The sequence below is a fragment of the Streptomyces silvae genome, from assembly GCF_016745505.1.
Lineage (GTDB): Bacteria > Actinomycetota > Actinomycetes > Streptomycetales > Streptomycetaceae > Streptomyces > Streptomyces silvae.
This window is the reverse complement of sequence record NZ_JAERUC010000092.1, coordinates 12,791-28,611: the sequence shown is the minus strand read 5'-3', so window position 1 is coordinate 28,611 and position 15,821 is coordinate 12,791. Positions and strand designations below refer to the sequence as shown.

At 72.3% G+C, this 15,821-nt stretch carries 15 protein-coding genes and 1 other RNA gene; 3 read left to right on the top strand and 13 right to left on the bottom strand.

What is annotated here, in order from left to right:
• Positions 1–95 precede the first annotated feature (95 nt).
• Positions 96–1,127 (top strand): 7-epi-alpha-eudesmol synthase, encoded by a 1,032-nt coding sequence (locus JKV81_RS14365; protein WP_124276763.1) that lies wholly within the window; start codon positions 96–98, stop codon positions 1,125–1,127.
• 66 nt (positions 1,128–1,193) lie between these two features.
• On the opposite strand, the gene JKV81_RS14360 is transcribed toward JKV81_RS14365, so the two are convergent.
• The 9 genes from JKV81_RS14360 to JKV81_RS14320 all read right to left on the bottom strand — a co-directional run bounded on the left by JKV81_RS14360 (position 1,194) and on the right by JKV81_RS14320 (position 9,993).
• Entirely contained in the window at positions 1,194–2,447 is a 1,254-nt protein-coding gene (locus JKV81_RS14360) for a cytochrome P450 (RefSeq protein WP_129262493.1), read from the bottom strand.
• Complete coding sequence (locus JKV81_RS14355; protein WP_129262495.1) at positions 2,444–3,052, bottom strand: GTP-binding protein; 609 nt, start codon at positions 3,050–3,052, stop codon at positions 2,444–2,446. Before JKV81_RS14355 ends, JKV81_RS14360 begins: the two co-directional genes overlap by 4 nt.
• Positions 3,033–3,404: a DUF742 domain-containing protein gene (locus JKV81_RS14350; protein WP_031096986.1), complete on the bottom strand. Its 372-nt coding sequence runs from the start codon at positions 3,402–3,404 to the stop codon at positions 3,033–3,035. Before JKV81_RS14350 ends, JKV81_RS14355 begins: the two co-directional genes overlap by 20 nt.
• A complete protein-coding gene (locus JKV81_RS14345; RefSeq protein ID WP_099172315.1) occupies positions 3,401–3,811 on the bottom strand; it encodes a roadblock/LC7 domain-containing protein in 411 nt (136 codons plus the stop codon). Before JKV81_RS14345 ends, JKV81_RS14350 begins: the two co-directional genes overlap by 4 nt.
• 5 nt (positions 3,812–3,816) lie before the next feature.
• On the bottom strand, positions 3,817–5,505 hold the full coding sequence (locus JKV81_RS14340; RefSeq protein ID WP_124276761.1) for a sensor histidine kinase: 1,689 nt from the start codon (positions 5,503–5,505) through the stop codon (positions 3,817–3,819).
• A 269-nt stretch (positions 5,506–5,774) separates the two neighbouring features.
• Positions 5,775–7,256: an MFS transporter gene (locus tag JKV81_RS14335; RefSeq protein WP_307820539.1), complete on the bottom strand. Its 1,482-nt coding sequence runs from the start codon at positions 7,254–7,256 to the stop codon at positions 5,775–5,777.
• Positions 7,257–7,460: 204 nt separating this feature from the next.
• Positions 7,461–7,860, bottom strand: an RNA gene (rnpB, locus tag JKV81_RS14330) — RNase P RNA component class A.
• Positions 7,861–7,878: 18 nt separating this feature from the next.
• Positions 7,879–8,412, bottom strand: coding sequence for a TetR/AcrR family transcriptional regulator (locus JKV81_RS14325; RefSeq protein ID WP_129262499.1), 534 nt, complete (start codon positions 8,410–8,412; stop codon positions 7,879–7,881).
• Positions 8,413–8,553: 141 nt separating this feature from the next.
• Positions 8,554–9,993, bottom strand: a complete 1,440-nt coding sequence (locus JKV81_RS14320) for an RNB domain-containing ribonuclease (protein WP_202076231.1) — start codon at positions 9,991–9,993, stop codon at positions 8,554–8,556.
• A gap of 132 nt (positions 9,994–10,125) precedes the next feature.
• Between JKV81_RS14320 and yaaA the strand changes: the two genes are divergently transcribed.
• Both yaaA and eda read left to right on the top strand, forming a co-directional pair.
• Positions 10,126–10,926 carry a peroxide stress protein YaaA gene (gene yaaA, locus JKV81_RS14315; RefSeq protein ID WP_129262503.1) on the top strand — a complete coding sequence of 267 codons (801 nt, stop codon included), beginning with the start codon at positions 10,126–10,128 and terminating at the stop codon, positions 10,924–10,926.
• Between the two features lie 97 nt (positions 10,927–11,023).
• Positions 11,024–11,668: a bifunctional 4-hydroxy-2-oxoglutarate aldolase/2-dehydro-3-deoxy-phosphogluconate aldolase gene (gene eda, locus JKV81_RS14310; RefSeq protein WP_129262505.1), complete on the top strand. Its 645-nt coding sequence runs from the start codon at positions 11,024–11,026 to the stop codon at positions 11,666–11,668.
• On the opposite strand, the gene JKV81_RS14305 is transcribed toward eda, so the two are convergent.
• The 4 genes from JKV81_RS14305 to JKV81_RS14290 form a co-directional block, all read right to left on the bottom strand.
• Positions 11,665–12,927 carry a bifunctional RNase H/acid phosphatase gene (locus JKV81_RS14305; protein WP_202076227.1) on the bottom strand — a complete coding sequence of 421 codons (1,263 nt, stop codon included), beginning with the start codon at positions 12,925–12,927 and terminating at the stop codon, positions 11,665–11,667. The genes eda and JKV81_RS14305 overlap by 4 nt on opposite strands.
• Positions 12,927–13,670, bottom strand: a complete 744-nt coding sequence (locus JKV81_RS14300; protein WP_187282016.1) for a zinc ribbon domain-containing protein — start codon at positions 13,668–13,670, stop codon at positions 12,927–12,929. The genes JKV81_RS14305 and JKV81_RS14300 overlap by 1 nt, the downstream gene beginning before the upstream one ends.
• Positions 13,667–14,503 (bottom strand): Nif3-like dinuclear metal center hexameric protein, encoded by an 837-nt coding sequence (locus JKV81_RS14295; protein WP_202076225.1) that lies wholly within the window; start codon positions 14,501–14,503, stop codon positions 13,667–13,669. The genes JKV81_RS14300 and JKV81_RS14295 overlap by 4 nt, the downstream gene beginning before the upstream one ends.
• Positions 14,504–14,610: 107 nt before the next feature.
• Positions 14,611–15,648 carry an ABC transporter substrate-binding protein gene (locus tag JKV81_RS14290; RefSeq protein WP_202076221.1) on the bottom strand — a complete coding sequence of 346 codons (1,038 nt, stop codon included), beginning with the start codon at positions 15,646–15,648 and terminating at the stop codon, positions 14,611–14,613.
• Positions 15,649–15,821 lie beyond the last annotated feature (173 nt).

Genomic DNA, 15,821 nt, shown 5'->3' with positions numbered 1-15,821 from the left:
TGGACTCAAAACGTGCACTTCGAGTCAATGGGCGTCAATCCTGATCGCCCTGTCACGGGGCGGGGGCCTGTGAATCGCCGCAAGAAAGGACGCCAATGCCGCAGGACGTCACATTCGACCTCCCCTTCGAGACCCCGGTCAGCGCACACCTCGCGTACGCACGGGAGCACCACCTGCGCTGGGTGTGGGAGATGGGCCTGGTACGCAGCCAGGCCGGGTTCGAGGAATACCAGTCCTGGGACCTGCCCCAGGCGGCGGCGCGGACCTACCCGTACGCCTCGGCCGAGGACATGGTCGTCCTGATGAACTGGTTCTCGCTGGCCTTCCTCTTCGACGACCAGTTCGACTCCGGAAGCCCCGACCGCGCGGACCGCATAGCGGAGGTCGCGCGGGAGCTGATAGCCACGCCGCTGCGCCCGGCCGGGACGGCCCCGCGCGTGGTCTGCCCGATCACCGTGGCCTGGGCGCAGGTGTGGGCCCACCTCTCGGATGGCATGTCCCTGACCTGGCAGACACGGTTCGCCGCCTCCTGGGGCCGTTTCCTCGTGGCGCACACCGAGGAGGTCGACCTGGCGGCCGAGGGCCGCGCCGGGACGCTCGGCGTCGAGGAGTACGCCGAGTTCCGCCGCCGCACCGTGGGCATCCACCACAGCATCGACGCGGGTGAGCGCAGCCGCGGCTTCGAGGTCCCGGCGCAGGTGCAGGCGCACCCGCTGATGGTCCGGATGCGGGACCTGGCCGCGGACACCATCGGGTTCATGAACGACATCCACTCCTTCGAGCGCGAGAAGCGCCGGGGCGACGGCCACAACCTCATCGCCGTCCTGCACCGCGAGCGCGGCTGCACCTGGGAGGAGGCCGCCGCCGAGGCGTACCGGATGACGACGGTGTGCCTCGACGAGTACCTGGCGCTCGAGGCGCTCGTCCCAAGGATGTGCGAGGAGCTGGGCCTCGGCGCCGAGCAGCGGGAACAGGTCCGGCTGGGCGTGGAGGCCATCCAGCACTGGATCGGCGGCAACTACGAGTGGGCGCTGACCTCGGGCCGGTACGCCGCCGCGAAGGAGGGCCCGGCCGCCACCGCCGAGCTGGCCGGCCGCGGATCGCTGGACGACCTGCTCGCCGTCTGACGCACGGAACCCGCCCGGCCGTGGAGGCCGGGCGGGAACGTGTGGTGCGGTGAGGGCCCGCGCGGACTACGCGGCGAACTCGACCGGAAGGGCGTCCAGACGCGCTTCCCAGGTGGAGGCGGTCGAGGTGAGCTCATCGGCCGGCACGGCCAGGCGCAGCCCGGGCAGCCGGTGCAGCAGGGTGTCGACGGCGGTCTCGATGATGGCCTGGCCGATGTTCTGGCCGGGGCACTCGTGCGGACCGCCGCTGAACGCCAGGTGCGACTGGTTGCCGTGTACGGAGACTCCCGAGTCCGGACGGATGTCCGGGTCCAGGTTGCCCGCGGCGAGCCCGAGCACCAGCAGGTCGCCCTCCTTGATCTGCGTACCGCCGAGTTCGAGGTCCGCGGTCGCGAAACGCCCCGGGAGGACCGCCAGCGGCGGGGTGTTCCACATGACCTCCTCGACGACCTCGGAGACCGCCCGCTGGCCGCTGACGAGTCCCGCGAGACGGGAGGCGTCGGTGAGGATCAGCTCCAGCACCCGGGCCAGCAGGTTGCTGGTCGTGGTGTGCGCGGTGATCAGCACCAGCCGGAGATGGCTGACGATCTCGCCCTCGTCGAGTCCGGCGGTGTGCCCGAGCAGCCCGGTGGTGAAGTCCGGGCCGGGTTCGAGCCGCTTGCGCTCGGCGAGCTCCCCGAGGATCTCCATGATGCGGTCGTTGTGCGCGAGGGCGTCGGGACCGCCCTTGAGGACCTGGGCACAGGCGGCCGCGAGGCTGCGCCCCTCGGCCGCCGGGAGCCCGAACAGCCTGGTCAGCACCAGCATCGGGAGGTACTCGGCGTACTCGCCGACCAGGTCGGCGCTGCCCCTCCCGGCGAACGCGTCGATCTGTTTGTTCGCGAAGTGCGTGACGTGGCGCCGGATGCCGCGCCCCGCCAGGCTGTCCAGGTTGTCCGTGACGGCCCGGCGCAGCCTGCGGTGCGGCTCACCGTCCTGGGACACGCAGTCGGGACGCCAGCCGAGCATCTGGATCAGCGGCGAGGTCTCCTCGACGCCCCCCTCCTGCCAGTCCCGCCAGATGCGCGAGTCCCGGCTGAACTGGAGGGGGTTGTCGAGCACGCGCCTGCTCTCGCGGTAGCCGAGGACCAGCCAGGCGCGGACGTCCCCCTCCAGGAGCACCGGTGCCACGGCTCCGTACTCCTTGCGCAGCCGCCCGTAGATGCCCTGCGGGTCGACCGCCGCGTCCGGCCCGTACAGCCGGGTCAGGTCGTCGGCGCCGCCGTGCATGACGGGGCAGCCCCGGGGAGCGCCCTCTTCGTCGGCCGGGTGATCGGTCATCGGGGCTCCAGAGCGACGGCGGAGCGTGCCTTGAGGTGACGTATCAGCGCGATCAGCACATCACGGCTGGAGTTGCGGTCACGGGCGTCGCAGGTCACGACCGGGGTGTGTTCGGGGATGTCCAGGGCGTCGCGGATCTCCTCGACCGGGTGGTCCTGGGAGTCCGGGAACACGTTCAGGGCGATGACGAAGGGCACGTCCTGCCGCTCCATCTCCTCGATGGCCCGGAAGCTGGAGGCCAGCCGCCGGGTGTCCACCAGGACGACCGCCCCGAGGGCGCCCTTGAACAGGCCGTTCCAGAGGAACCAGAACCGCTCCTGGCCCGGTGTCCCGAACAGGTACAGCACCAGCTCCTCGTTGATGCCGATCTTCCCGAAGTCGAGGCTGACGGTGGTCTGCTGCTTGTCCGCCACCCCGATCAGGTCGTCGACGTCGACGCTGGCCTGGGTCAGCGTCTCCTCGGTGGTGAGGGGCTTGATGTCGCTGACCGACCGCACGAGAGTGGTTTTCCCGGTACCGAAACCACCGGCGATCATCACCTTCACCGAGCGGGTGCCGCCTCCGGCGGTCTGCCGGTCGGGATGGTCAAAGCCTTTGAAGTCCACTGAGTACCTCCTCAAGGAGCGCGAGGTCGGGCCCGCGGCCGGCGCCTGACGCCGGGATGGGATCGCGGGCCTCCACGCGGCCTGCGTCCAGCAGATCGGCCAGGAGTACCGCGAGAATGTTGAAGGGCAGTCCGAGGTGGGCGCCGAGTTCGGCCACCGACAACGGATCGCGGCAGCGCCGCAGTATCTCCTCGTGCTCGTGCTGCAGGCCGGGCTCGGCTGCGGCACGGGAGATGATGAGGGTCGCCACGTCCAGGGTCGACGCCGAACCACCCGGTCCGCTGCGCCCCCCGGTGAGGACGTAGTAGCGCTCGAGACCGGGCGGGTCCGTGGGCCGGCGGGGACCACTCATCCAGGCTGCTCCTCCAGGCGCGGACTGGTGCCGAGAAGCTCACCCATCCTCCGCGCCAGGTCCCTCATCTGGTGTCCGAGCAGGCCCTGGTCGAGCCCTTCCCTGGCCAGCACCCCGAGGTACGTCTCCACACCGGCCCGCACCACGAAGAGATGACCGCCGTCGACCTCGATCATCGCCAGGCGCAACTGCCCCGCATACGTCGGGAATTGCTCGGCCACCGGCTGCGCGAGCGCCTGCAGCCCCGCGACCACGGCGGCGAAGCGGTCCACGTCGTCCGGGTCGTCGGCGCCGTAGGAGGTGATGGCCTTCCCGTCGCTGGAGGCCACGAGGGCGAAGCGGATCTCCCGGATGCTCTCCGTCAGATCCCGGAGCGCCCAGCTCACGTCGGTTCCCTGTTGCGTCATGTGGACTAGTCGCTCTCTTCAGTGCGGTTGGACTCGCGGCCGGCAGTCGTCTCGCGGGCGCCCGGGGCGGCGTCCGCGTCAGTACCCCCTGGTGGACCGCTCTCACGCCCCGCCGTGGCGAAGGCGGCGAGACCGGCGAAGGACGCGTCCGGCGGCACGGCGGCCATGGACTCCGCGGTCCGGTCGGCGCCGGCCGGCCGGGCGGTGGGCGCGTCGGCCCGCCTGCTCCTGCGCCGCGGCAGACCGCCCGGCGTGGTGTCCATGGTGTCGATCGCTTCGGTGCTTTCCACGGGCGCGGCAGCCACGGGCGCGGCGGCCACGGCCGGCTCGGGGACCGGCTCGGCCCTCTCCACCGCGGGCCTGGCCGGCTCCGTGACGGGGGCGGGCAGATGGCTGAAGTACTTGTGGGGCACCACCACGACCACGGAGGTGCCGAGCCACGGCGAGTCCGCGAAGGTGACCCGGATGCCGTAGCGGCGCGCCAGGGCTCCGACCACACGCAGGCCCAGGTTGGCGTCCTCCGAGATACCGCCGAGGCCGGGGCCCTTCGAGGTACCCGCGATGGACTGCTCCGCCTCGCGCTTGCGCTCGTCGGTCAGGCCCTTGCCCGCGTCCTGGATCTCGATGCCGACGCCGTTGGGCACCTCCTTGCCGGAGACGACCACGGGCTCGGTGGGCGGCGAGTAGCGTGCCGCGTTGTCGAGGAGGTGGGCGAAGATCAGCGTGAGGTGGTCCACCAGACCGCCGTCGACGCCGAGTTCGGGCAGGTGACGGACCTGGATGCGGTTGAAGTCCTTGATCCGCCCGATGCCGCCGCGGACCACGCTGAGCAGCCGCTGCGGCTCCTGCCACTGGCGTCCCGGCCGGTCGGAACCACCGAGTACGCCGATGCTGGCCGCGAGGCAGTCGGCGGGGCCGATCTCCTGGTCCAGCTCCATGAGGCCCTGGGCCACCGCGGGCAGCCGCCCGTGCTCGCCCTGCATCTCGTGCAGCCGGCCGCGCAGCCGGCCCGTCAGCACGTGGATCCGGCTGCCGATGCCGACGACGGCCTGCTCGGCCGATGTGGAGCGGTTGAGCTCCTCCTCCACGGAGAGCAGCGCGGTCCGCAGGACCTTGCGCAGCGCGGCGCGCAGCTCCGGGCTCGCGTCGCCCTCCTGGCCGGCCTCGGCCAGGATGTCGTCGATGGCCTCACCGTCACGCAGTCGCGCGACAGCTTCGGGGAGGTAGCTGTCGCCGAGCCTGACGACGACGGCCTGCTGGAGCGCGATGCGTTCCTCCGTCGCGCGGGCCCGGTCGGCGATGCCGGCCTCGTACGCCTGGGTGTGCTCGGCGAGCCGGGCCTCGAAGAGGGCGGCCTGCTCACCGAGTTGCGCCTCCAGGGCGGAGCGCTCGGCGGCGAATCTCTGTTCCCGGCCGCGCACCTCGGCGTACCGCTGCTGGGACTGCTCGGCCTGGGCGGCGCGGAAGTCGTCGTTGGCACGGCGGAGTTGGGACCGGGACCGGACGAGGAGCCGTACGCAGGCGGCGCCGGCGACGGTGACCGCGGCACCCGCGAAGGTCGCGGGTATCTGGACCTGATCAGGTCCCGCCACTGCGGTGGCGACGGTTCCGGCTCCTAAGGCCAGCGGCATCAGCCACCAGCCGTACCAGGCGACCGGAGCACGTGCCGCCGGGGGTGGAGTGGCAAGTTCCATCTGCATCCTTCGAGAGCAACACAATCGAACAGGGGGTCGCGGGGCGCCGCACACGCCGAGCGGGCAGCGCGGCGGCGGCCGGTTGAGTTCGAGTCAACTCGCCGCGCCGCAAAGGAGCCTATCGGGTCAGAGGCAGAAGTGATCAACTCCCCTCCGCATACCGACAGGTACGTGATCGGGTCTGGCCGGAACCTTCCGGTCTCCGTAACGGCAGCGAGGCGCGGCAGGCCGTGTGGTACGGCTGACGCGCCTCGCGTACGACCAGGGGGTCAGCCCCTTGAGGCCGCCCCGGACAGCTCCCGTTCCTCCGCGTCGGCGTCGAAGCCGACCGGTTCCCAGCGCTTCACCAGCAGCGCGATCAGGCCGAGAACAGGGGCGGCGAGGATGACCCAGTAGACATGGGTGCCCAGGCCGCTGCTGAGGATGGGGAAGAAGAACAGGGTCAGCGTGGACCCGAGGCGCAGCACGGCCTGGTTGAAGCCGATGCTGACCCCGCGCATGGAGGTCGGGAAGCCCAGCGAGGCGTAGCTCATGATGTGCGCGCCGGGGCCGAAGCCCTGGGCGAACATGAACGCGCCCAGCATCAGGATCCCGCCCGTCACGTAGGCCGTCCCGGACGGGTCCCCGATGAGCCCGAGCACCGTGATGGCGACGAACTGGATCGCGAAGCCGAGCGTCATCATCGGCCAGGCACCGCGGGTCGACGCCCAGCGGATGCCGAGCAGCCCACCGGTCAGGGCGAAGACGAGGTTCAGCGCGAAGGAGGAGGCGATCGTGGTCAGCGGGCCCTGGGTCATCAGGGTGGCGATGATGATCGGCAGCCCGAACGCGACCGCGTTGTAGCCGAAGGTCTCGGCCACGCCGACCGTCACCGACTGGACCGTGCGGGCGCGGTAGGGCGGGGCGAAGAGCCGGGCGTACGAGGCGAGGCCCGGCCGGGGCGGGCGGGGCGCCGTCGCGGGCACGTCGTCGGCGACGCGGGCGTCCACACCGTAGGACTGCCGGAGGATCTTCGCGGCGCTCTCCAGGTCGCCCTGGTCGGCGGCCCAGGTCGGGGACTCGTTCATGTAGCGGCGGCGCAGCAGCAGGACGACCACCGCGGGCACCGCGCCGAAGCCGACGGTGAACCGCCACAGCCAGCCCAGCTGGGCGTCGGGCAGGACGAAGTACAGCAGCATGATCACCAGGTAGCAGCCACTGGTCGCGGTGTACCAGGCGGGCGACCAGGCGGCCGTGCGCGAGCCCTTGCTGCCCTTGCCGCGCAGCCGGGAGAACTCGGCGAGGAACGCGATGGCGACCGGGATGTCCATACCGACGCCGATGCCCATCACGAAGCGCGCGGCGATCAGCGTCCACACGTCCTGCGCCAGCGCGCACACCAGCGCGGTGACGACGAAGAAGAGCATGTTGGCCATGAAGACCCGGTAGCGGCCGATCCGGTCCACCAGCCAACCGCCGACGAGGGCGCCGATCAGCGAACCGACGCTGATCGAGGCGATGACCGTACCGGCCATGGCGGAGCTGAGGCCGAACTGCCGGGTGATGTCGGGCAGCCCGTAGGCGAGGGAACTCAGGTCGTAGGCGTCGAGGAAGATGCCGCCGAGCGCGATGATCACGATCATCTTGGCGTGACTGCCACGTGCCGTACCCGAATTGACCAGGTCGGAGACGTCGGCCGCGGAGCGGATCAGAACCGTGCCCGGGGCCGTCGCCGGGGAGGTTCCGGCGGGGAGGGGGGAGGTGGAGCTCACGAGCGCCTTCTGGTGTGCTGCGGGGACTGTGGGACCGGAGGACGGTGGGGGACGTCCCGACGGATCGTAGACACCAAGCGGAATGTGTTCTTCAGCTTGTCCGCATGATGGTCACGATGCGGCCGGGATCACGCGCACAAAGGGTGGGTAAACCGAAAAAAGCCCCCTGCCCAGCATTTTCGCTGGTCGGGGACCTGGGGGCGGCAGACGAGTCGGGCTGTACGCCGGGTTCTGTCGCCCGGTCGCCTCGCGGCGGCCGGGGAGACGGCCATCCATCTAGGACCGGCATTGCTGCCGGTCTCGTGCGGTCTACCCGCGAACTCGGGCGGGCAGCCCTCGGACGTTCGCGCAGGAGCACCGGGGTGCTCCCTCTTGACCTTGCTCCGGGTGGGGTTTACCTAGCCGCCTGAGTCGCCTCAGGCGCTGGTGGTCTCTTACACCACCGTTTCACCCTTACCGGGGGCCGAAGTCCCCGGCGGTCTGTTTTCTGTGGCACTGTCCCGCGGGTCACCCCGGGTGGCCGTTAGCCATCACCCTGCCCTGTGGAGCCCGGACGTTCCTCGGGAGGATCCGGGGATCCTCACGCGGCCGTCCGCCCGGCTCGTCTGCCGTGGTGACCATGCTACCCGGCGGGTCCGGGGGTGAAGGCCGCGATGCCCGCCTCCCAGGCGGCCGAGAGGTCCGCGCCCGGTGGGAAGCGGCCGTTCAGCTCCAGGACCACCATGCCGTGGGCGAAGGCCCAGGCCGCCCTGGCCCGGTCCTCGTCGCCCCCGGCGGCCCGGAACAGCGGGGCCGAGGCGGCGGCCGCGGGTCCCGAGGCGGGGAGCGGCCGGCCCATGGTGAGGAGGTAGAGGTGCGGGTGGGCCAGGGCGTAGGCGCGGTAGGCGGTGGCGAGTGCGGAGAAGGAGCCCGGGGCCGCCGCCTCGGCGGCCTCCAGGACTCCGGCCGTCTCCCTGAGCATCTCGTCGGCCAGCGCCTCCACCACGGACGACTTGTCCGGGAAGTGCTTGTACAGGGACGGTGCCGTGACGCCCACCCGGTCCGCCAGCCGGCGCATGGTGAGCGCCTCGGGGCCCTCCGCCTCCAGCAGCGCGCGTGCCGCGGCGACGATCTGCCGGGGCCGGCCGGTCGCTGGGGCGGTGGCGAGGTCAGTCACGCGGGAGACCTTCCCTGGTACGGAGTCGCTACGCGTTCCGTAGCCGAGGACGTGATCGTACGAGATACGGACAAGCCGGTCGCCGGGGGGCGAAGGACCGGGGTTCACGCGGGTGCTGGGCCGGGGGCCGGCGGGCCGGGTTCACGCGGGTGCGAACAGCACCTTCGAGGAGCCGGGGTCGGCCCGGGTGAGGCGGGCCCGCAGCCGTTCGCCCAGGGGCAGCGGGGTGGAGGACTCGATGCGGGCGACGATCGCGGGGTCCTCGATGTGGACGGTGCCGACGCCGGGTTCGCCGTCCTTGACGTCGATCACGTACCCGTCGAAGACCTCGCCGATCCGGTCCCCGAGCAGCGCCGCCTCGACGAGGTCGACGCACGCGCGCTCCACGGTGTTGGCGCGGCGGGTGCCCTCGGCCATCTCCGCGGGCAGGCCGGGCAGCGCCCTGAGCACCCACTCCGGGGGCTCCCGCTCGGCGGTGGCGGCCAGGCACAGCTCGGCGGCGTAACGGTCGACGAGGCGGCGCAGCGGCGCGGTGCAGTGCGTGTAGAGCTCGGCGACGGCGGCGTGCACGGCGGGTACGGGGAGGTCGCCGTGGGTGAAGGCGCTGTAGCCGGCGCCGCGCAGGAGCGTGGTGCACTCCTGGAGGAACGCCGCGTGGCTGCCCTTGGCCGGGTCGAGGGAGCGCACCACCTCGGCGTACGGGACGTGGTGCGGCCAGTCGATGCGCAGGGCCTCGGCGGAGCGTCTGAGCCGGGCGACCGCGCCGTCGGGGGCGACGGGCAGCGTACGGAGGATCCCGGTGCCGGAGTCGCGCATGAGTGCGGCGGCCGCCATGCCGGTGAGCAGGGAGATCTGGGCGTTCCAGCTCTCGGCGGGCACGGGCGCGCGGTACTCCAGACCGTAGGTGCCGCCGCGCGCGACGATCTCCTGCTCGGGTACGTCGAGCGAGATGCCGCCCCGGGCGGTCTCCTGCTGTTGGCGCAGCAGCCCGATGACCCTGAGCAGGGCGAGGGGCTCCTCGGCCGTTCCCGCGTCGATCTGCCGCTGGACGCCCGCGTAGTCGAGCCTGGCGCGGCTGCGTACGAGGGCGCGGCGCACCTCGGCGGCGACCGTACGGCCCTCCGTGTCGAGGTCGATCCGCCAGAGGGCGGCGGGCCGGGTCTCGCCCGGGAGGAGGCTGGCGGCTCCCTCGGAGAGCACCGGGGGGTGGAGGGGGATCCTGCCGTCGGGGAAGTAGAGGGTCGTCACCCGGCGGTGGGCCTCGGCGTCCGGTGCGCCGCCGGGGCGGACGAAGGCGGCGACGTCGGCGATGGCGTAGAGCACGCGGAAACCGTGCGGGCGCCGTTCCAGGTACATCGCCTGGTCGAGGTCCGTGGAGCCGGGCGGGTCGATGGTGAGGAACGGCAGGTCCGTGGCGTCCAGGTGGCCGGAGACGTCCGGGGATTTCGCCGCCTCCACTGCCTCGGCGAGGACGGCGGGCGGGAAGCCGGCGGGCAGGCCGAGCCCGGTGCGCCGGGTGTGCAGGGCCGACCGCAGCGGGGTTCCGTCCGCGCCGGTCAGGTGCAGGTGGCGGCGGGGCATGCCATCGAGCGTAGGCCGGGGCGGTGCGGTCGGCATCCCGGTCTCCGGGGCTCCGGGCAGGCCGGCGCCCGTACCCTTGGCGGGGGCTCCCGTGTGCGCGGGGCCCTGTGCCGCGTATGAAGGAGAACGCCCGTGCTCGTGCTGTTGCCGCCCTCCGAAGGTAAGGCCGCCTCGGGGCGCGGGGCACCGCTGAAGCCGGAGTCCCTGTCCCTGCCGGGCCTGGCCGACGCCCGGGCCGCGATCCTCGACGAGCTGGTCGAGCTGTGCCTGGCGGACGAGGAGAAGGCCCGTGAGGTGCTGGGCCTGAGCGAGGGGCTGCGCGGCGAGGTCGCGAAGAACGCGGAGCTGCGTACGGCCGGCACCCGGCCCGCCGGGGAGATCTACACCGGGGTGCTGTACGACGCGCTCGGCCTGGCCACGCTCGACGCGGCGGCCAAGCGGCGGGCCGGGCAGTCGCTGGTCGTCTTCTCCGGGCTGTGGGGCGCGGTGCGGGTGGGCGACCGGATCCCGTCCTACCGCTGCTCGATGGGCGTGAAGCTGCCGGGTCTGGGCGCGCTGAACGCGCACTGGCGCGCGCCGATGGCGTCGGTCATGCCGGAGGCGGCCGGGGACGGGCTGGTCCTGGACCTGCGCTCGTCCGCGTACGCCGCGGCGTGGAAGCCCTCGGGCGAGGTCGCGGAGCGCACGGCGAGCGTGCGGGTGCTCCAGTCCCGGATGGTCGACGGGGTGGAGAAGCGGTCCGTGGTCAGCCACTTCAACAAGGCGACGAAGGGCCGGATGGTCCGCGATCTGCTGGTGGCGGGGGCCCGGCCGAAGGGGCCGGCCGAGCTGGTGGAGGTGCTGCGCGACCTCGGTCACGTCGTGGAGGCGAAGGCCCCGGAGCGGGCGGGGCGGCCGTGGGCGCTCGACGTGGTGGTCACCGAGATCCACTGATCGGCCGGTCCGTCGGGTCGTAGCCCCACAGACCCTTGCGTTGCATCATGCGCAACGTGCGTTGCGCAGTGTGCGGTTCTCGCGGCAGGATGAGTCCATGACCTCCTCCGTGCCCGCCGCCGTGTCCACCTCCGTGCTGGACCTCGCCCCCGTCGTCCCCGTCGTCGTGCTGGAGGACGCGGCCGACGCGGTGCCGCTGGCCCGCGCGCTCGTCGCGGGCGGGCTCCCCGCCATCGAGGTCACCCTGCGGACGGCCGCCGCCCTCGACGCGATCCGGGCGATCGCCGAGGAGGTCCCGGACGCCGTGGTCGGCGCCGGCACGGTGATCTCCCCGGCGCACGTGACCGCGACCGTCGCGGCCGGAGCGCGCTTCCTGGTCAGCCCCGGCTGGACGGACGCCCTGCTGGACGCGATGAAGGCGTCGGGCGTGCCGTTCCTGCCGGGCGTCTCCACGACGTCCGAGGTCGTGGCGCTGCTGGAGCGCGGGGTCACGGAGATGAAGTTCTTCCCCGCCGAGGCCGCCGGCGGAACGGCCTACCTCAAGGCCCTGGCCTCCCCGCTCCCCCAGGCACGGTTCTGCCCGACGGGCGGCGTCTCGCTCGCCTCCGCGCCGTCGTACCTGGCCCTCCCCAACGTCGGCTGCGTGGGCGGCAGCTGGATGGTGCCCGGCGACGCGGTGGCGGCGAAGGACTGGGCCCGCGTGGAGCGGCTGGCCGCCGAGGCGTCGGCGCTGGGCCGCTAACGCAGGTGCGAGGTGTCGTTGAGGAGCCTCAGCGAGGGGTTCCCGTCCGCGTAGTACGCCACCGTCGAGACGGACGCGGGCGAGAGCTCCATACGGAACAGTGACTCCGGCGGGGCCCCCAGCGCGAGCCGGACCAGGGTCTTGATCGGGGTGACGTGCGTGACCAGCAGGGCTGTGCGGCCCGCGTAACGGGCGATGAGCCGGTCGCGCGCGGCCGACACCCGCTCCGCCACCTCGGCGAAGCTCTCGCCGCCGCCGGTGGGCGCCGCGTCGGGTGACGCCAGCCAGGTGGTGAGGTCGGCGCCGTAGCGCTCCCTGACCTCGCCGAAGGTGAGCCCCTCCCAGACCCCGAAGTCGGTCTCGCGCAGGCCCTCCTCGATACGGACCTGGAGGCCCAGCCTGGCCGCCACGGCCTCCGCCGTCTCACGGCAGCGGCGCAGCGGGGAGCTGACGATCTCCTGGACCGTGCCCCGGGCGGCGAACGCCTCCGCCGCGCAGGCGGCCTGGTGGCGGCCGGTCTCCGAGAGCGCGGGGTCGCTGCCGCCGCTGCCCGAGAACCGCTTCTCGGGCGTGAGGGCCGTCTCGCCGTGCCGGAGCAGGATGAAGGTGGCGGGATCACCCAGGTCGGGCGCGCTCCCCCAGCCCACCTGCGGGGTCGCGGACGCGCTCCCCGGGGCGGTCTCCGAGGGCCGGGCGGCGGCCAGGGCGGCGCGGACCTTCGCCGCGCCCGCCGCCGCGTCGCCGGGCGGTCCCGAGCGGGGCGGCGCGTCCGGGACGACGAGCGTGCGCGGGGTGTCCTGGTCGGCCGTCGAGGCCGCCGGGTCCCACTGCCCGCCCCGCTTGCCGGCGTCCATCGCCTCGTTGGCGAGCCGGTCGGCGTGCTTGTTCTCGGCGCGCGGGATCCACTCGTACGTGACCGAGGAGCCGGGAAGGATCCGCGCGGCCTCCTCGGCGAGAGGCTTCATGCCGGGGTGCTTGATCTTCCAGCGGCCCGACATCTGCTCGACCACCAGCTTGGAGTCCATCCGGACACGGACCTGTACGTCCGTGTCCGGGAAGAGCTCCTTCACCGCCGTCAGACCGGCGATCAGACCCTTGTACTCGGCGACGTTGTTCGTCGCGACGCCGATGTACTCGGCGGTCTCGGCGAGCGTCTGTCCGTCGGCCGGGTCGATGACGACCGCGCCGTAACCCGCGGGTCCCGGGTTGCCCCGGGAGCCCCCGTCGGCCTCGACGACCAGCTGGCGGGGAGCGGACATTACAGGCCCGACTCCGAGGTGCGGACGAGGATGCGGTGGCAGTTCTCGCAGCGCAGCACCGTGTCGGGGGACGCGGCCTTCACGTCGTTGACCTCGGTGATGTTCAGCTCCAGGCGGCAGCCCTCGCAGCGGCGCTGGTAGAGCCGTGCGGCGCCGACGCCGCCCTGCTGGGCGCGCAGCTTGTCGTACAGCTTGAGCAGGTCGGCGGGGACGGCACCCGCGACGACCTCGCGGTCCTTGGCCACGGTGGCGGCCTCGGCGTCCAGCTCCTGGGACGCGGCGTCCCGGCGGGCGGTCGCGTCGTCCACCTTGGCCTGCACCGCGCTGACGCGCTCGGTCAGTTCGGCGACGCGCTCCTGGGCGGACTCACGGCGCTCCATGATCTCGAGGACGACGTCCTCCAGGTCACCCTGGCGCTTGGCCAGCGAGGTGATCTCGCGCTGGAGGCTCTCCAGGTCCTTCGGCGAGGAGACCGCGCCGGAGTCGAGCCGCTGCTGGTCGCGGACGGCGCGCTGGCGCACCTGGTCGACGTCCTGCTCCGCCTTGGTCTGCTCGCGGGTGGTGTCGCTCTCCTCGGTCTGCGAGGCGACGAGCAGGTCGCGGAGCTGCGCGAGGTCGCTGTTGAGCGAGTCGAGCTCGGCGTGCTCGGGCAGCGAGGTGCGCTTGTGGGAGAGCTGCGACAGACGTACGTCGAGTGCCTGGACTTCGAGGAGTCGGATCTGGTCGGCGGGCGCGGCGTTCAGTTGGGGGCTCCAGAAGAGTGGTGGGTGGTCCAGGGGTCGGTGACCTGCTTCGAGACATGGACCCGCAGGTCCCATCCGTGGCGGTCGGAAAGTGCGTCGAGCTGCGCGGCGGCCTGCTCGCACCAAGGCCATTCGGTCGCCCAGTGTGCGGCATCGACGAGGCCGAGCGGCGAGTGCTGGACGGCCTCGGAGGCCGGGTGGTGGCGCAGGTCCGCGGTGAGGAAGGCGTCCACACCGGAGGCGCGCACCGCGTCGAAGAGGCTGTCGCCGGAGCCGCCGCTCACCGCGACCCGGCGCACGAGGGCGTCGGGGTCGCCGGCCAGCCGGATGCCCTGCGCGGTGGCGGGGAGCCGGGCGGCGGCGCGGGCGGCGAAGTCGCGGAGGGTCTCGGGGTGGTCGAGCTCGCAGATCCGGCCGAGTCCGCGGCGTCCGGAGGCGTCGGTGGGGTCCGGCACGAGCGGGCCGGTGACCCGCAGGTCCAGGGCGCCCGCGAGGGCGTCGGAGACCCCGGGATCGGCGGTGTCGGCGTTGGTGTGCGCGACGTGCAGGGCGATGTCGTGCTTGATGAGCCCGTGGACGACCCGGCCCTTGAAGGTGGTGGCCGCGACCGTGGTCGTACCGCGCAGATAGAGCGGGTGGTGGGTCACGATCAGCTGGGCGCCGAGGGTGCGGGCCTCGTCGGCGATCTGCTGGACGGGGTCGACGGCGAAGAGGACCCGGTCGATCTCCGCTCCGGGGTCGCCGCAGACCGTGCCGACGGCGTCCCATCCCTCGGCCCGCTCGGGGGGCCAGAGGGCGTCGAGCTCGGCGATGACTTCAGACAGACGGGGCACGGGGGAAAGGCTACCTGTCCGCCGTGCCCCGGCGCCCCTGGCCGCCGGGGCCCGTACTGCGGGACCGGCGGCCGGTGCGAATCGTTACCCGGTCCGTACCCGGCTCGTCACGTGACGAGGTCGGCGCGGAGGTCGTCGAGGACCAGGTTCGCGGAGGTGACGCCGAGACCCAGGTACCAGGTCTCGTCGGAGACGTCCTTGGCCTGGCCGGCCTTCACCGCGGCGAGGTTCTTCCACAGCGGGTTGGCGCGGGCGGTGTCGCGCTTGGTGGCCTTCGCGTCGCCGTAGACACCGGTGAAGATCCAGTCGGCGTCCGCCTGGTCCATGTTCTCGGGGCTGATCTCCGCGGCGAGGTCGTCGATCTGCTGGTTCTTGGGCCGCGGCAGGCCCACGTCCTGGAGGATCGTGCCGATGAAGGAGGCCTTGGCGTAGAGCCGGATCTTGTCCGGCATGTAGCGGACCATGGAGACGGTGGGCTTGTCCGGGCCGATGTCGGTGCCGAGCTTCTGCGCCTTCGCCTCGTACGCCGCGAGTTCGGACTCCGCCTTCGCGGTCCTGTCGAGCGCGGCGGCGTTCAGGAGGTAGTTCTCCTTCCAGGTGAAGCCGGGGCGGATGGAGAACACGGTCGGCGCGATCTTCGAGAGCTCGTCGTACATGTCCGCCGCGCGCAGCTGGCTGCCCAGGATCAGGTCCGGCTTCAGACCGGCGATCGCCTCCAGGTTGAGGCTGTTGATCGTCCCGACGCTCACCGGGGCGCCGGCGTCCTTCTTCAGGTACGAGGGGATCGCGGCGTCGCCCTCGGAGGGGGCGTAGCCGACGGGCTTCACACCGAGCGAGACGACGTTGTCGAACTCGCCGACGTCCAGCACGATCACGCGCTCGGGAGCGTGCTCGATCTTCGTGGTGCCCATGGCGTGGGTGAGCGTACGGGGGAACTCGCCGGCTTCGGCGTCCGTCCCGTACGCCGCGGTCTTCTTCGCCGCGTCGGCGAAGTCCTTGCCGCCCGTGGCGACCGCCGCCTTCTTGTCGCCGCCCGCACCGCTTCCCGACGCGTCGGCGGTGTCGTCGCCTCCACAGGCCGAGAGGGAGAGGGCGGCCGCGACCGCGAGACCGATCGCGGCGGTGCCGCGGCGTCTGAAGGACATGTTTCTGCTCCGGTTCGGGACGTACACAGGGAATTCTTAGGGAAGGCTCACCTTAATTCACAGGGAATCGACAGCACAGTCACCCCCACCCCCGCAGGCGAATCAGGACATCGGCACCCTTATGTGTGAAGTGGCGTGGCTCGTGTTGTCCGGTGGGGAGTGCGAAACCTAGC

What these genes read in the sequence shown, in the direction of transcription:
- JKV81_RS14350 (WP_031096986.1), bottom strand. Translation starts at nt 3,404, where the DNA reads ATGAGTGGTCCCCGCCGGCCCACGGACCCGCCCGGTCTCGAGCGCTAC.
- JKV81_RS14360 (WP_129262493.1), bottom strand. Translation starts at nt 2,447, where the DNA reads ATGACCGATCACCCGGCCGACGAAGAGGGCGCTCCCCGGGGCTGCCCC.
- JKV81_RS14290 (WP_202076221.1), bottom strand. Translation starts at nt 15,648, where the DNA reads ATGTCCTTCAGACGCCGCGGCACCGCCGCGATCGGTCTCGCGGTCGCG.
- eda (WP_129262505.1), top strand. Translation starts at nt 11,024, where the DNA reads ATGACCTCCTCCGTGCCCGCCGCCGTGTCCACCTCCGTGCTGGACCTC.
- JKV81_RS14340 (WP_124276761.1), bottom strand. Translation starts at nt 5,505, where the DNA reads ATGGAACTTGCCACTCCACCCCCGGCGGCACGTGCTCCGGTCGCCTGG.
- JKV81_RS14345 (WP_099172315.1), bottom strand. Translation starts at nt 3,811, where the DNA reads ATGACGCAACAGGGAACCGACGTGAGCTGGGCGCTCCGGGATCTGACG.
- JKV81_RS14320 (WP_202076231.1), bottom strand. Translation starts at nt 9,993, where the DNA reads ATGCCCCGCCGCCACCTGCACCTGACCGGCGCGGACGGAACCCCGCTG.
- JKV81_RS14365 (WP_124276763.1), top strand. Translation starts at nt 96, where the DNA reads ATGCCGCAGGACGTCACATTCGACCTCCCCTTCGAGACCCCGGTCAGC.
- JKV81_RS14305 (WP_202076227.1), bottom strand. Translation starts at nt 12,927, where the DNA reads ATGTCCGCTCCCCGCCAGCTGGTCGTCGAGGCCGACGGGGGCTCCCGG.